Source organism: Shimia isoporae (genome assembly GCF_004346865.1).
Taxonomy (GTDB): domain Bacteria; phylum Pseudomonadota; class Alphaproteobacteria; order Rhodobacterales; family Rhodobacteraceae; genus Shimia; species Shimia isoporae.
Genome location: NZ_SMGR01000001.1, coordinates 2,168,936 through 2,182,937, shown reverse-complemented (window position 1 = coordinate 2,182,937; position 14,002 = coordinate 2,168,936). Strand labels below are relative to the sequence as shown.

Annotated in this window: 12 protein-coding genes and 1 tRNA gene; 8 read left to right on the top strand and 5 right to left on the bottom strand. The window is 57.5% G+C overall.

What is annotated here, in order from left to right; all coding sequences use genetic code 11:
* Window positions 1-97: 97 nt before the first annotated feature.
* The 3 genes from BXY66_RS10680 to kynU are packed head-to-tail and all read left to right on the top strand — an operon-like array spanning window position 98 to window position 2,637.
* Window positions 98-604, top strand: a complete 507-nt coding sequence (locus BXY66_RS10680; protein WP_132860090.1) for a MarR family winged helix-turn-helix transcriptional regulator — start codon at window positions 98-100, stop codon at window positions 602-604.
* Window positions 605-607: 3 nt separating this feature from the next.
* A complete protein-coding gene (locus BXY66_RS10675; protein WP_132860089.1) occupies window positions 608-1,441 on the top strand; it encodes a tryptophan 2,3-dioxygenase in 834 nt (277 codons plus the stop codon).
* Between the two features lie 2 nt (window positions 1,442-1,443).
* The gene (gene kynU, locus BXY66_RS10670) at window positions 1,444-2,637 is read left to right on the top strand and encodes a kynureninase (protein WP_132860088.1); all 1,194 of its coding nucleotides are present in this window, start codon (window positions 1,444-1,446) and stop codon (window positions 2,635-2,637) included.
* On the opposite strand, the gene BXY66_RS10665 is transcribed toward kynU, so the two are convergent.
* A complete protein-coding gene (locus BXY66_RS10665; protein WP_132860087.1) occupies window positions 2,630-3,508 on the bottom strand; it encodes a GNAT family N-acetyltransferase in 879 nt (292 codons plus the stop codon). The two genes, kynU and BXY66_RS10665, sit on opposite strands and share 8 nt — an antisense overlap.
* Window positions 3,509-3,554: 46 nt before the next feature.
* On the opposite strand from BXY66_RS10665, the gene BXY66_RS20475 reads away from it, so the two are divergent.
* The 5 genes from BXY66_RS20475 to glpK all read left to right on the top strand — a co-directional run bounded on the left by BXY66_RS20475 (window position 3,555) and on the right by glpK (window position 9,541).
* On the top strand, window positions 3,555-3,698 hold the full coding sequence (locus BXY66_RS20475; RefSeq protein WP_165929149.1) for a hypothetical protein: 144 nt from the start codon (window positions 3,555-3,557) through the stop codon (window positions 3,696-3,698).
* 98 nt (window positions 3,699-3,796) lie between these two features.
* Window positions 3,797-3,870: transfer RNA gene (locus BXY66_RS10660), tRNA-Gly, on the top strand.
* Window positions 3,871-4,019: 149 nt separating this feature from the next.
* Window positions 4,020-5,813: an ABC transporter transmembrane domain-containing protein gene (locus BXY66_RS10655; RefSeq protein ID WP_132860086.1), complete on the top strand. Its 1,794-nt coding sequence runs from the start codon at window positions 4,020-4,022 to the stop codon at window positions 5,811-5,813.
* 190 nt (window positions 5,814-6,003) lie between these two features.
* Entirely contained in the window at window positions 6,004-7,908 is a 1,905-nt protein-coding gene (locus tag BXY66_RS10650) for an acyl-CoA synthetase (RefSeq protein ID WP_132860085.1), read from the top strand.
* A 142-nt stretch (window positions 7,909-8,050) separates the two neighbouring features.
* Window positions 8,051-9,541, top strand: coding sequence for a glycerol kinase GlpK (gene glpK, locus BXY66_RS10645; RefSeq protein ID WP_132860084.1), 1,491 nt, complete (start codon window positions 8,051-8,053; stop codon window positions 9,539-9,541).
* A 48-nt stretch (window positions 9,542-9,589) separates the two neighbouring features.
* Here glpK and dtd read toward each other — a convergent pair whose 3' ends face one another.
* From dtd to cobS, 4 genes are all read right to left on the bottom strand, one after another.
* A complete protein-coding gene (gene dtd / locus BXY66_RS10640) occupies window positions 9,590-10,027 on the bottom strand; it encodes a D-aminoacyl-tRNA deacylase (protein ID WP_132860083.1) in 438 nt (145 codons plus the stop codon).
* On the bottom strand, window positions 10,027-11,901 hold the full coding sequence (gene cobT / locus BXY66_RS10635) for a cobaltochelatase subunit CobT (RefSeq protein WP_132860082.1): 1,875 nt from the start codon (window positions 11,899-11,901) through the stop codon (window positions 10,027-10,029). Before cobT ends, dtd begins: the two co-directional genes overlap by 1 nt.
* 252 nt (window positions 11,902-12,153) lie before the next feature.
* Window positions 12,154-12,555: a hypothetical protein gene (locus BXY66_RS10630; RefSeq protein ID WP_132860081.1), complete on the bottom strand. Its 402-nt coding sequence runs from the start codon at window positions 12,553-12,555 to the stop codon at window positions 12,154-12,156.
* A 330-nt stretch (window positions 12,556-12,885) separates the two neighbouring features.
* A complete protein-coding gene (gene cobS / locus BXY66_RS10625) occupies window positions 12,886-13,872 on the bottom strand; it encodes a cobaltochelatase subunit CobS (protein ID WP_132860080.1) in 987 nt (328 codons plus the stop codon).
* Window positions 13,873-14,002: the final 130 nt, after the last annotated feature.

Here is a 14,002-nt window from a genome sequence, read left to right as displayed (position 1 = left end):
CCTTTTTTCGTGCGGTTCGGCTTTTTACTTCAAGCTTGAAATTTCATGCTTGAAGGAATTGTGCTTGGCGGCTACCCATTGTCGCGAGGAGAGAGACATGGATTCGTCGCAGGACGCCGCCTTGCACCCAGATGCCGCGCTGTCGCGCACGCGTCTCGTGCTCTGGCAAAAATTGCAAAAATCAGCGTCAGTGATCGAAGATGAACTGCGTCGGCGGTTGCGTCGTGACTGCGACAGTACCCTCCCAAGGTTTGATGTGATGGCCGAACTGTCGGCCGCACCTGAGGGACTGCGGATGAGCGAAATCTCAGACCGCTTGCGGGTTTCAGCGGGAAACGTCACCGGCATCGTCGACAAACTGGCGGAGGAGGGTCTGGCGGAACGAGTGGCAGTGCCTGACGACCGGAGGGCGTCGCGGGTTGTGTTGACGGAGAAAGGGCAGGGAGCCTTTGCCGTCCTGGCGCGGATCTATGAAAGCTGGATCAACGAAATGCTGGGTAATCTGAATCTGGATGACGTCGAAGGCATGATCTTGCGCCTGGACAGGCTGATTGATGCACTCGACACAGATGAGTTCGGCGCTTTGGCGCAACGGGGGGAATGAAAAATGGCTGCTTATGATCCGGCTTCGGACGGCGCGAAAATGTCTTACGCTGATGCCATGTCGTATGGCGACTACCTGCGCCTAGATGGCATTCTGAGCCAGCAACATCCGCAAAGCACGGCGCATGACGAAATGCTGTTTATCATTCAGCATCAGACCAGTGAGTTGTGGATGAAGCTCGCCCTGCACGAACTGAGCGCTGCGCGGGAGGCTCTTATCGCCGGAGATCTCACGCATATGTTCAAGATGCTGGCCCGCGTTAGCAGAATTTTCGAACAGTTGAATTCTGCCTGGGATGTGCTGCGGACGATGACGCCCGCCGACTATACGACATTTCGCGAGGCGCTCGGCCCGTCCTCGGGTTTCCAGAGCCATCAATACAGGCTGATCGAATACGTTCTGGGAAACCGAAATCCGAACATGCTCAAACCTCATGCGCATCGACCGGATATGGTTGCAGCATTGGAGGCGGAACTGGCACGCCCGAGCTTTTACGACGAAGTGATCCGATTTCTGTTCGTGTCTCTCGACGGCGATGACAGCGCGCTTCCACCTCCCCAATTGATGAGCCCGCATTCGGCTGTTCCCGCAGTGCAGTCCCGCTGGAAGAAGGTATACGAGGATGTAGACACCCATTGGCGTCTGTACGAGCTGGGCGAGAAACTCGTGGACCTAGAAGACTATTTCCGCCGATGGCGGTTTAACCACGTCACCACGGTTGAACGGGTGATCGGCTTCAAACGGGGCACCGGCGGAACGTCGGGCGTCCAGTACCTGCGCAGGATGCTGGATGTGGAACTCTTCCCCGAACTTTGGCACCTGCGCGGAGACTTGTGAGCATGGGCGTTTCCCTTCCCCGTAAAGAGCTTTTTGATGTGCCGGAGGGTGTGATCTATCTGGACGGAAATTCACTTGGCGTATTGCCAAAAGGCGCTGTTGAACGTGCACAAAAAACCATTGCCGAGGAATGGGGCACACAACTGATCAAAGCCTGGAATACTGCTGGCTGGATGGCCCTGCCGCAAGTTGTCGGTGACACTTTGGCAGGCTTGCTGGGGGCTCCGGCAGGATCCGTTGCGACGGGCGACACTTTGTCGATCAAGGTCTACCAGGCCTTGGCGGCGGCTTTGAAGATGCGTCCCGACCGCAAGGTGATCCTGAGCGACAACGGCAATTTCCCATCCGACCTCTATATGGCGGAAGGGCTGATCAAAACGCTGGATCAGGGATATGAGTTGCGCACGCCCGCGCCTGAGGACGTGGCCGAAGCCATAACCGAAGATGTTGCTGTGGTGATGCTGACGCAAGTCGACTACCGTACCGGTCGGATGCACGATATGTCTGCGATCACCAAACGCGCCCATGATATGGGCGCCGTCATGATCTGGGATCTCGCGCATTCGGCTGGGGCTGTGCCGGTCGACCTTGCCGCCAGCGGCGCCGAGTTTGCGGTGGGCTGTACCTACAAATACCTGAACGGCGGCCCGGGCGCGCCAGCCTTTATTTACGTGCGCCCCGATATTGTCGAAGCCATCGAACCTGCGCTGTCGGGGTGGTTGGGACACGATGCTCCTTTTGCCATGGAACTCAACTACCGCCCCGCTTCTGCAACAGAAAGGATGCGGGTCGGTACGCCGCCGATTTTGCAGCTATCGGTTTTGCAAGAAGCTTTGAAAGCATGGGACGGGGTGGACATGGTCGATTTGCGCGCGGCCTCCCAGCGTTTGTCCGAGTTGTTCATTGCCGAAGTCGAAGCGCGCTGCCCCCAGTTGACGCTCGCAAGCCCCCGTGATCCTGCCGAACGGGGTTCGCAAGTGAGTTTCGCTTTTGAGCATGGCTACGCGGCAATGCAGGCAGTGATTGACCGGGGCGTGATTGGCGATTTCAGGGCGCCAGACATAATGCGGTTTGGTTTCACTCCGCTGTACCTTGATGATGCGGACGTGGTCGCAGCTGCGGAAATTATCGAAAATGTGATGCGTGACGAACTTTGGCGGGACCCGAAATATCAGGTCAAAAGCCGCGTTACATAACGCGCATTTCACGCGGAGCGAAGTACTTCAGCGGTGTTAGCGCGTTTCCGAGGGGCGGCCACCATAACCATGTGCCGCCCAAAGGATGCAACGTAGCGCCTGCGCCAAGTTTGAAACGGGCAAGCCCCGGGGCTTTGTCTGTATCGATGTGCCCGAGATCGAGCGATGAGACGCCTTTTGTCGTCAGCCATTGCATCGCTTCCCACAGCAACAGGTTGTGCGCGCTTGCGGCACGCCCGGCTTCGGTCGTGTGGCTGATGTGATAGGTGGCGCTTTCGCCGTGACGCAAGATCAGCATCGCTGCCACAGGCTCCCTGCCATCAAACGCTGTGAAGAGTTTTGCATCGCCACGATTTGCTTGGGCGTAGGCCAGTGTCAGCGCCTCTGGCCAGGCCGCGTATCCGCGTGTCTGTTGTTGTTTTCTGTCCATCTCCAACAGCCATTGATCCGGTTTTTCCGGAAGGTTTTGGCGGGTGACACGCAGATTCTGTTGTTCTGCATTCACAAGGCGATTGCGCCACTTCTGGTGCATCGTCGCGCGCAGGTCGCCCGTCAGATCAAGTTTCGCGATGTAAATTGGGGTCATGAAAGGGACGGCCCCGAGTTCAGACAACCATGGTGATGGATGGTCTGGTGTAATGACAAGCAGTTGGCGGTGCAGGTCGGCGGTTCTGACCAAGCCCTTCAGGGTTTCGCGGTGAACCTTCGCGCGGGGCAGCATCGCGACCGGCAGGCCGCGAAATTTTCGGCGCAAGACAAGCGTGCCATCGGCGAGGCGACCGGTGTGGGCTCCGACAAGAGCGAGTGCGTTGCCGTACTCGGCACTTTGGTTGAGAGGCGTACAAACGCGGATAGGGGACACATCAAACATGACGTGTATTAACGCATCGGAAACCTAAATCATGGTTAATGGAATCATGAAAAATTCTGAGCAATCTTCCGTATACGGTCTCACGGCCAAAGGGCCTAAAGTCACGCTCGCCGCCGCTGTTCTGGTGGCCGCGATCGTGTCAGTGCCGGTGTTTCTTATTTTGTCTGTCTTCGAATGGATCTGGCTCTAAGCGGTCAGCAAGATCTCAGAGCCAGAAGAACCTTTCAGATTTCGCGCTCTGCCCACTTGACCTCCCCGAACGGCTGAAATACATCAACCGGACCGTGAGCGGGTATGGTGAAATGGTATCATAAGAGCCTTCCAAGCTTAAGGTGCGGGTTCGATTCCCGCTACCCGCTCCATGGTTTCCCTAAAAGCATGAAGATCATCCGCTAAAGGCGTTATTTTGCGCGTGATTTGGATAGGTTGTCCTCGGCTGCTTTGCACTGATTGCTTGACCCTGAACGATAGCGTTGCCACTAACAGGATAACGAAATTCAGGGGGCTTTTAATGGCCGATCAACCGCAGCCGACGCACAGCGAGCAGGAACGCGAGAAAAGCAAAAATATGGGTGCCCTGCGAGGTTTGGCTCCGTTTATGCGGCCTTATCGCCTGCAGATCGTGCTGGCACTTCTGGCTTTGACGCTGACGGCGACAGTCTCTCTGGCGTTGCCGATGGCTGTTCGGCGCGTGGTAGACAACTTTGGCACCGAATCTGATGCGCTGCTGGACAAGTATTTCCTCGCCGCTCTCGGGTTTGCTGCGTTGCTCGCTGTGGGCACTGCGCTGCGCTATCTGCTGGTAACACGCTTGGGTGAACTTGTTGTCGCCGACATCCGAAAGGCGGTGTTTAACCGAATGATCGGAATGAGCCCCACGTTCTTTGAAGGGGTTATGACTGGCGAGGTTCTCAGCCGGATCACGACGGACACCACGGTCATTCAATCTGTGATCGGCTCGTCGGTTTCAATCGCCCTTCGCAATATGCTGCTTTTCCTGGGTGGTTTGGTTTTGATGCTACTGACCTCAACCAAGCTTACGATGATGGTTCTACTGGTGGTGCCTTTGGTTATTGTGCCGATCGCGGTGCTAGGTCGCAGACTGCGGGTCCTGAGCCGGGAAAATCAGGATTGGATCGCGGAAAGCTCCGGCAATGCGTCAGAGGCTTTGCTGTCGGTGCAGACCGTGCAAGCCTTCACGCATGAGGCGCAGTCCAAAAGCGCTTTTGGTCGTGTGACGGACCTGAGCCTTCGGGCGGCAATGCGACGCATCAATACCCGTGCGCTGCTGACCATGATCGTGATCTTTCTGATTTTCACCGGCGTTGTTGTTGTGCTCTGGATGGGCGCCCGCGATGTGCGCGCGGGGGGCATGAGCGTGGGTGTGCTGGTGCAATTCGTGATCTATTCGGTGATGGTGGCGGGAGCTGTTGGCGCACTCAGCGAAATCTGGAGCGAGTTGCAACGAGCCGCTGGCGCAACCGAACGACTGGTCGAATTGCTCAATGCAGTAGACCGCGTGACTGACCCTGTCTCCGTTGCTCAATTGCCCTCGCCGGTGAAGGGCGAGATTACTTTTGACAGTGTTTCGTTCCACTATCCCTCGCGCCCCAACCAATCGGCGCTGGATGCCGTGGACCTGACAATACAGCCCGGTGAAACCGTTGCTCTGGTCGGTCCGTCCGGCGCAGGGAAAACAACTGTAATCCAGATGATTCAGCGGTTTTACGACCCGATTTCGGGTTCTGTGAAACTGGATGGCGTGGCTCTGGAAACCATGCGACGGGAAGACTTCCGCAAACACTTGGCTCTTGTCCCGCAAGATCCTGTTATCTTTGCCAACAGTGCGCGTGAAAACATCCGTTTTGGCCGTCCTGAGGCCTCTGACGCGGAGGTCGAGGCCGCGGCAAAGGCAGCTGCAGCGCATGAATTTATCGAGAAGCTGCCTGAAGGCTACAACAGTCCCCTGGGAGAGCGTGGCGTTATGCTGTCGGGTGGACAGAAGCAACGCATCGCAATCGCACGCGCCATTTTGCGCGACGCCCCGGTGCTATTGCTGGATGAAGCGACCTCGGCGCTGGACGCAGAAAGCGAACGGTTGGTGCAGGCTGCCGTGGATGAGTTGGCGCAGGATCGCACGACGATCATTGTTGCGCACCGTTTGGCTACCGTCAAAAAAGCCGACCGCATTATCGTCATGGAAGAAGGCCGCATTGTCGCGCAGGGCAAGCATGACGCATTGGTGGCGGAGGGTGGATTGTACGCGAAACTTGCGAAACTACAGTTCACCGCCGGAGCGGATTGAACGAAAACGCAAAATACGAAAAACTTGACCCGTCCGCGTGGTCCTTCCCCTTTATTTGACGTAACGTTTGGGTCAAGTTGACCTTAGGTTTTGTCTGGCCAAAGGCAGGCAGCATTGTGTTGTTTGCCCCGAACCCGCAAGAAACATGGGGCGCGGGCACACCAACGATCAGATGGGGGGAGAGACATCCATGACTTTTGAAACGGCAGCCGACCTAAAGGCGATCGAGGCACAGATGCCTTATGCAGACCGCGATCTGCCCAAAACGGTTTTCGAAATGCTGTCGCAGACCGCAGCCAAATTCCCGGAGCGTCCGGCAGCCAGCTATCAGCTGCTGTCCGGTCCCAAGGACAAGGCGGAAACCCTGAGCTGGAAAGAACTGCTGGAACAGTCCGTTCAGGCGGCCAATCTGTTCCGCGATCTTGGCGTGAACGAGGGCGACACAATCGCCTATGTTCTTCCCAACGCATCGGAAACGCTGACAACCCTGCTTGGTGGTATGATCGCGGGGATCGCAAACCCGATCAACCCGCTGCTGGAACCTGAGCAGATCGGCGCGATCCTGCGCGAAACCGACGCTAAGGTGGTTGTGACTCTCAAGCCGTTCCCCAAGACCGACATTGCCCAGAAAGTGGCAGAGGCCGTGCGCCACGCCCCGCATGTGCATACGGTTCTCGAGGTGGATCTGAACCGGTACCTCACGCCGCCAAAATCCTGGATTGTGCCCCTGATCCGTCCCAAGGTCGAAGGTCCCTTGCATGCGGACTATCTGGACTACACAAAAGAGACCCGCAAACAGAACAAGACTCTGGACTTTGCGGACAGCGGTAAGGACCGTGTCGCCGCCTATTTCCACACTGGTGGTACGACTGGTATGCCGAAAGTGGCTCAACACCTTTATTCCGGCATGATCTACAATGGCTGGCTGGGGCATGAACTGCTCTTCTCGGAGCAGGACAACATCATGTGTCCGCTGCCACTTTTCCACGTATTTGCTGTTCACGTCATTATGCAGGCTGCCATCAAGTCCGGCGCGCATGTTGTGTTCCCGACCCCGCAGGGGTACCGCGGGGACGGTGTGTTCGACAATTTCTGGAAACTGATCGAACGCTGGAAGATTTCCTTCATTATCACTGTGCCGACGGCTGTTTCCGCGCTGATGCAGCGTCCTGTGGATGCCGATATCTCCACCGTGAAAACGGCTTTCTCCGGTTCCGCGCCGATGCCGCTCGAACTGTTCAAACGCTTCGAAAGCACCTGTGGTGTGGACATTGTCGAAGGCTACGGCCTGACGGAGGCGACCTGCCTTGTGTCGTGTAACCCGCCGACAGGTAACAAGAAAGTCGGATCTGTCGGGATTCCGTTCCCCTACACTGACGTGCGTATCTTCAACAATACGCCAGACGGCCCCGTCGAATGCGCCACAGATGAAGTGGGCGAAATCTGCATTTCCAACCCGGGCGTCTATGCCGGCAACACCTACACCGAGGCCGACAAGAATGTGGACCTCTATCACCATGAAAAGTACCTTCGTACGGGTGACCTTGGTCGCATCGACGACGAAGGCTATCTCTGGATCACTGGTCGTGCCAAGGACCTGATCATCCGTGGTGGTCACAACATCGACCCTGCTGAAATCGAAGAGGCGTTGTTGGCGCACCACGACGTCGCCTTCGCAGGCGCCATTGGTCAGCCCGATGCCCACGCAGGCGAAGTGCCTTGTGCCTATGTCGAGCTGGTTGAGGGGGCGTCTGTCACTCAGGCAGAGCTGATGAACCACGCCAAGGTGCACGTACACGAGCGCGCGGCACATCCGAAATTCATCGAGATCATGCCAGAACTGCCGAAAACGGCCGTTGGCAAAATCTTCAAGCCGGACCTTCGTAAATCCGCGATTACCCGCATCTACAACGCGGCTCTGGAAAAAGAAGGCGTGCCGGTGCGTGTGACATCGGTACTGGACGACAAGAAACGGGGTCTGGTGGCGCAGCTGACCAACAACGGCGACGCAACCGACGAAGAAGTCTCCAAGGTTCTGGGGAGCTTCGTTCGTCCGTGGGAATGGGCCGATCAGGCCGCGAAGGAAAACGCATAAATCTTCGCTGCGACCAAAATCGCACATAACCGAAAATAATCGAAGGGCGCGGCAGCTGGCTGCGCCCTTCTTTGTTGTTCTCCGAAAAAGCGACGCCTACTGTGCAATCCAAGCAGAATTGACGTTTCGTAGGGAGGACACCGTGACCTATATTCTCGCGATTGATCAGGGCACCACATCGAGCCGGGCCATTGTATTTGATGGCGATATACGCCCTGTGGCGAGTGCGCAGCTTGAGTTTGAACAACATTTCCCACAGTCCGGATGGGTCGAGCATGATCCGGCCGATATCTGGGTGACGACAGTTGAAACTTGCTCCGGTGCGCTTGCGCGCGCCAAACTGGCTGCACGGGATATCGCGGCGATCGGCATAACGAACCAACGCGAAACCACGTTGGTTTGGGATAAGGTCACCGGTGAGCCTGTCTACAAAGCCATCGTCTGGCAGGACCGCCGGACCGCGGAAACTTGCGAAAACCTCAAAGCGGACGGGCATGCTGATCTGGTGCAGGCCAAAACCGGGCTTTTACTCGATCCCTATTTCTCCGGTACCAAGATCAAATGGATTCTAGACAACGTCGACGGCGCGCGGTCACGCGCTGAGGCGGGAGAACTGCTCTTTGGCACCGTGGACAGCTACCTGATCTGGAAGCTGACGGGGGGACGGGTCCACGCCACCGACGCCACCAACGCCGCGCGTACACTGATCTATGACATCCATGCAGGGGAGTGGAGTGCGGAGATTTGCGCGCTTCTTGGCATCCCGATGGCAATGCTTCCAGAGGTCAAGGACTGCGCAGCGGACTTTGGCGAAACCGACGCAGATCTGTTTGGCGTTGCCATTCCGATCCGTGGCGTGGCAGGAGACCAGCAGGCGGCCACAATCGGGCAGGCCTGTTTTTCGCCCGGCATGCTGAAGTCGACTTATGGCACTGGCTGTTTCGCATTGCTCAACACCGGCGAAACGCCAGTGACCTCTCAGAACCGGCTTTTGACCACCATCGCGTATCAACTCGATGGCAAGCCGACCTACGCGCTTGAAGGGGCGATTTTTATTGCTGGTGCCGTGGTGCAGTGGCTGCGAGATGGGCTGGGGATCATCCGCGATGCGGCGGAAACAGAGCCGCTGGCGGAAAAATCGGACGAAGGTCAGGAACTCATTCTTGTACCTGCATTTACCGGTCTTGGCGCCCCGTACTGGAACCCGAATGCACGCGGCGCTGTGTTTGGGTTGTCACGCAACTCTGGTCCCGCAGAGATGTCCAAGGCCGCGCTGGAGAGCGTTGGTTTCCAAACACGGGATCTGCTTGAAGCCATGCATGCGGATTTTGAGTTCGGTGGCGATACCGTTCTGCGCGTTGATGGCGGCATGACCGCATCAAGCTGGGCTATGCAGTTCCTGTCAGACATTCTCGGCGCGGCGGTTGATCGTCCCGTCGTTGCGGAAAGCACGGCAAAAGGGGCGGCGTGGCTGGCTGGAATGCAAATAGGCGTCTATCCGGGCATGGACGAGTTTGCAGCAAGCTGGGAGAAGGACACCCAGTTTGTGCCTGCGCGCGGCGAGGCCTGGCGTGAGCGGCGGTATGCGGGGTGGAAAAAAGCCATCGCTGCCACACTGTCGATGACCGACTAACTTTAAATAAGGCTGCGCCTGTAACGGTGCAGCCCGGTTACATCCGGTTCAGACGTCCATCCAGATGGTCACGGGCCCATCGTTCACCAGTGCGACCTTCATGTCCGCGCCAAAGCGCCCTGTCTCGACAGGGACGCGTTGAGCGGCAAGCTGGTCGGAGAAATACTCATAAAGCCGTTTGCCGTCCTCCGGCGCTGCGGCAGTCGAGAATCCCGGACGATTTCCAGACCGTGTATCGGCAGCCAAGGTGAACTGGCTCACCACCAAAGCACTGCCTCCGACGTCTGCAACCGAGCGGTTCATTTTACCGGCGTCGTCGTGAAATATCCGGCATTTGGCAACTTTTGCCGCCAGTTTCTCAGCATTTGTTTCGGTATCGCCCTGCATCGCGCAGACCAGCACCAGAAGCCCCGGCCCACATTGCCCCACGACCTCTTGGTCGACAGTTACGGAGGCCTGAGAAACGCGTTGCAGCAAGGCGCGCATCAGCTTGCCCTGCGCATGCCCATAACGCGCGCCCGTGCACGTGGATCGCTGTCAAACAAAGCGGCCAATTGCTCGGTCATCGCGCCTGCAAGTTGTTCTACGTCGGTGATGGTGACCGCGCGATCATAATAGCGCGTCACGTCATGGCCGATACCGATAGCCAGAAGTTCCACCTGCTTTCGCTTCTCGACCATTGCGATGACATCACGCAGGTGTTTTTCGAGGTAGTTTGCAGGGTTCACGGACAGCGTACTGTCATCCACGGGTGCACCATCGGAAATCACCATCAGGATCTTGCGCTGCTCGGGGCGCGCGATCATCCGGCGGTGGGCCCATTCCAGCGCCTCTCCGTCGATATTTTCCTTAAGCAAACCTTCTTTCATCATCAGGCCGAGATTGGGACGGACCCGACGCCAAGGCGCATCTGCCTGCTTGTAGATGATGTGACGAAGGTCGTTCAGACGGCCCGGTTGCTGAGGGCGCCCTTCGTTCAGCCACTTCTCCCGCGCAAGGCCGCCTTTCCATGCACGTGTCGTGAAGCCGAGGATTTCGACCTTCACATTGCAGCGTTCCAGTGTGCGAGCCAAAACATCGGCACAGATCGCGGCGATCGAGATCGGCCGGCCGCGCATCGAACCGGAGTTGTCCAACAGCAGGGTCACAACAGTGTCTCGGAATTCGGTGTCTTTTTCGATCTTGAAACTCAGTGGCGTTGTCGGGTTTGCAACAACACGCGCCAGACGCCCTGCGTCCAGAATACCTTCCTCCCGATCGAACTCCCAACTGCGGTTCTGCTGGGCTTGCAGGCGACGTTGCAACTTGTTGGCAAGGCGGCTTACCGCACCTTTCAGCGGCTCAAGCTGTTGGTCGAGATAGGCTCGCAACCGTTCAAGCTCCGCCGGCTCGGCAAGTTCCTCAGCAGCGATTTCCTCGTCGTGTTCGCCGTCATAAACCAAGTAGTCTGGGTCGGCGTCAGACACAGGGGGCGGCGGCGGCGGATCAAGAGGCGCTTCGCCGTCTGGCATTTCCGCTTCGTCCGACATCTCGTCTTCGGCCATGTCATCCATCGTGACCTGGGCTTCGGACATGTCCTGCTGTTCTTCCTGCGCCTGCTCGGGGCTGGCTTCGGCGTCTTCTTCTTCAGAATCGTCCTGACCCTGGCTATCGGGATCTTCCTGTTCCTCGGCCTGTTCTTCTGCGTCGTCTTCCTGATCGTCAATTTCGTCAGGGTCGTCGCCAAGCTGATCGCCATAACCGAGATCCTCGATGATCTGGCGGGCGAATTTCGCAAAACTTTGCTGGTCACTCAGCAATTCCTGGATGTCTTCGAGATGCTCTCCGGCGCTCTGCTCGATATAGCCGCGCCACAGGTTCATGACGTTTGCGGCAGAGCGGGGAAGATCCCGTCCTGTCGCCAGATGACGGATGAGGTACCCGGCTGCAACAGCCAGAGGCGCTTCCTCAGTTGATGTCATCTCGCCATAGCCGCGCCCATTGGCTTCATGGCTGATCTTCACATCGATGTTGGATGCGGTACCGGGCATGTCGCGAGCGCCCATGGCTTCGCATCGAGCGGTTTCCATGGCTTCGTACAGATCACGTGCAATGCCCTGACCGGGCGCATAGCGCATGTGGGTGTTGATGTCGTGGTACTTGCGTTGCATCGCAAGTGCATCTGCCGTTCCACGGGCCAGCAAAACTTCGTCACGGCTCATGCGACGGGTCACTTGAGGCAGGCGCATGGAGTCGCCCGAGACACCCGATGGATCCACCGTGTAGGTGATCGACAGTTCGGGGTCATCCGCCATCACTTTGGTGGCTTCGGCCAGCGCCTTTTTGAACGGATCAGCGGGGTTGTCGGACTTGGTGCTCATGGGATTTGTAAATCACGGGATGCGTCCCCTGTGCAAGGCGTGAATCCGCTGCGTCATAGCAGTATCACGACAGATTTTGCCCGACGTTGGAAAGCGAGGGGCGGGGAGAGCCGCGAACGCTCCATCCCCGCCTCGGGCGATGCACTCATACTGGGGAAAACACATGACCTTCATTGCCCGTGAGGAGAGCGTCGGACAAGTCAGCCAAAGGCGCAACTGCCACAAATAACAGGCTCACGCAGAGGTGAAGCCCTACAGGACCAAGTCCCGGCAGCTCTTGATGTGTGTTTCGATCATTTGCGTCGCCCGTTCTGCGCGTCGGTCATCAAAGCTGTAGGCGGCATCAGCCAGCAGGCTTGCAATCTGGGACCACCCGCGGGCGCGCCACTGTGTAGACAGCTTTGGTCCATCGTCAGGGACAGCGTCGGGCAAGATCGCTTCCAGCATCAAATCAAACGTGTCCACCAGTTCGGCGTTGGTTTCGGCCTCTGGGCTGCGGGTCGCGCGCTGATGGGTGGTCAGTGCGGACATGCGTCCCGAGCAGGTTGCGAAGACCTCGGCCTGTTCATGTGGCCAAACGGGAAGGGCGACTGCGGCGCCAGTTGCACAAAGCAGGGCCGCGCCGCAGATATTCGGGAGGGCTGCTCTTGTCATGTAACAACTTTATGACGCTTTTTGCGCTGGTCAATACTGTATATACAAAAGATAGCAAAAACATATCTAAAATATATCGCCATTGCGTGCTCTGGCGCAGGTGGTGGGGCAAATTGTTCAAGAGATCGCCAGCCTCGAGAACCCAGCGGGCCTGGCCTGAGGGCCAGTTTCGCAAGAAAGTCCACGTGCACATGCCGCGCATCGATCACAGGACAAACCATGGCCGCACCATCAAGCGCGCAGTTGGGGTCGGGAGCTGAACATACGATTGCGCAACAAAAAAAGCCGCTCCGAAACCGGAGCGGCTCAAATCTTTCAGGAGACCTGTGATTAGCCTAGCGCAGCGTTTGCAGCGCTCTCAGGCAGTTCTTCGTCAAAACAACGTTGGTAGAACTCGGCCACTGTCTGGCGCTCCAGTTCGTCACATTTGTTGAGGAAGCTGAGGCGGAAGGCGTAGCCAACATCGCGGAAAATCTCTGCGTTGGCGGCCCAGTTGATCACGGTCCGCGGGCTCATCACGGTCGATAGGTCGCCGTTCATAAACGCGGTGCGGGTCAGGTCCGCAACTGTCACCATCTGGGCGACGGTCTTGCGACCTTCGGCTGTGTTGTAATGCGGCGCCTTGGACAGGACGATGGCGCTTTCCGCGTCGTGGCTGAGGTAGTTCAGCGTAGACACCAGCGACCAGCGGTCCATTTGCGCTTGGTTGATCTGCTGGGTTCCGTGATACAGACCGGTCGTGTCCCCCAGACCAACGGTGTTGGCTGTCGCGAAGAGGCGGAAGTAAGGGTTGGGTGTGATCACTTCGTTCTGGTCCAGAAGCGTCAGCTTGCCGTCATGTTCCAGAACCCGCTGGATAACGAACATTACATCTGCACGGCCAGCATCGTATTCATCAAAGACGATCGCGGTCGGGTTGCGCAGCGCCCATGGCAATATGCCTTCGTGGAATTCGGTGACTTGTTTGCCGTCGCGCAGTTTGATGGCGTCTTTACCAATCAGGTCGATCCGGCTGATGTGGCTGTCGAGGTTTACGCGCACCGTTGGCCAGTTCAACCGCGCGGCAACCTGCTCGATGTGGGTGGATTTACCGGTGCCGTGGTAGCCCTGGATCATCACACGGCGGTTGTAGCCAAAGCCGGCCAGAATCGCCATCGTGGTCTCAGGATCGAACTTATATGTCGGATCAATTTCCGGCACGCGCTCGCTGCGCTCTGCAAAGCCCTTGATCTTCATATTGCTGTCGATGCCAAAGACCTCGCGTACGTCGATGTCTTCGGTGGGTTTTGCGTTTGCTTCAAGCATACCGTCGGCCATTTGCGTCGTCCTTCTACAGGCCCGCGAAATGGCGGGCCGAAATCCACTGGGCATTGGTGCAACAAACGCGGGATGACCGCAAGGGAAACCGCGCAAAGGAACGCGGGGTTTTTTGGTCGCAGAAATTCCG

What these genes read in the sequence shown, in the direction of transcription:
- BXY66_RS10630 (WP_132860081.1), bottom strand. Translation starts at nt 12,555, where the DNA reads ATGACAAGAGCAGCCCTCCCGAATATCTGCGGCGCGGCCCTGCTTTGT.
- BXY66_RS10655 (WP_132860086.1), top strand. Translation starts at nt 4,020, where the DNA reads ATGGCCGATCAACCGCAGCCGACGCACAGCGAGCAGGAACGCGAGAAA.
- dtd (WP_132860083.1), bottom strand. Translation starts at nt 10,027, where the DNA reads ATGCGCGCCTTGCTGCAACGCGTTTCTCAGGCCTCCGTAACTGTCGAC.
- BXY66_RS20475 (WP_165929149.1), top strand. Translation starts at nt 3,555, where the DNA reads ATGAAAAATTCTGAGCAATCTTCCGTATACGGTCTCACGGCCAAAGGG.
- kynU (WP_132860088.1), top strand. Translation starts at nt 1,444, where the DNA reads ATGGGCGTTTCCCTTCCCCGTAAAGAGCTTTTTGATGTGCCGGAGGGT.
- BXY66_RS10650 (WP_132860085.1), top strand. Translation starts at nt 6,004, where the DNA reads ATGACTTTTGAAACGGCAGCCGACCTAAAGGCGATCGAGGCACAGATG.
- cobS (WP_132860080.1), bottom strand. Translation starts at nt 13,872, where the DNA reads ATGGCCGACGGTATGCTTGAAGCAAACGCAAAACCCACCGAAGACATC.
- BXY66_RS10680 (WP_132860090.1), top strand. Translation starts at nt 98, where the DNA reads ATGGATTCGTCGCAGGACGCCGCCTTGCACCCAGATGCCGCGCTGTCG.
- BXY66_RS10665 (WP_132860087.1), bottom strand. Translation starts at nt 3,508, where the DNA reads ATGTTTGATGTGTCCCCTATCCGCGTTTGTACGCCTCTCAACCAAAGT.
- cobT (WP_132860082.1), bottom strand. Translation starts at nt 11,901, where the DNA reads ATGAGCACCAAGTCCGACAACCCCGCTGATCCGTTCAAAAAGGCGCTG.
- BXY66_RS10675 (WP_132860089.1), top strand. Translation starts at nt 608, where the DNA reads ATGGCTGCTTATGATCCGGCTTCGGACGGCGCGAAAATGTCTTACGCT.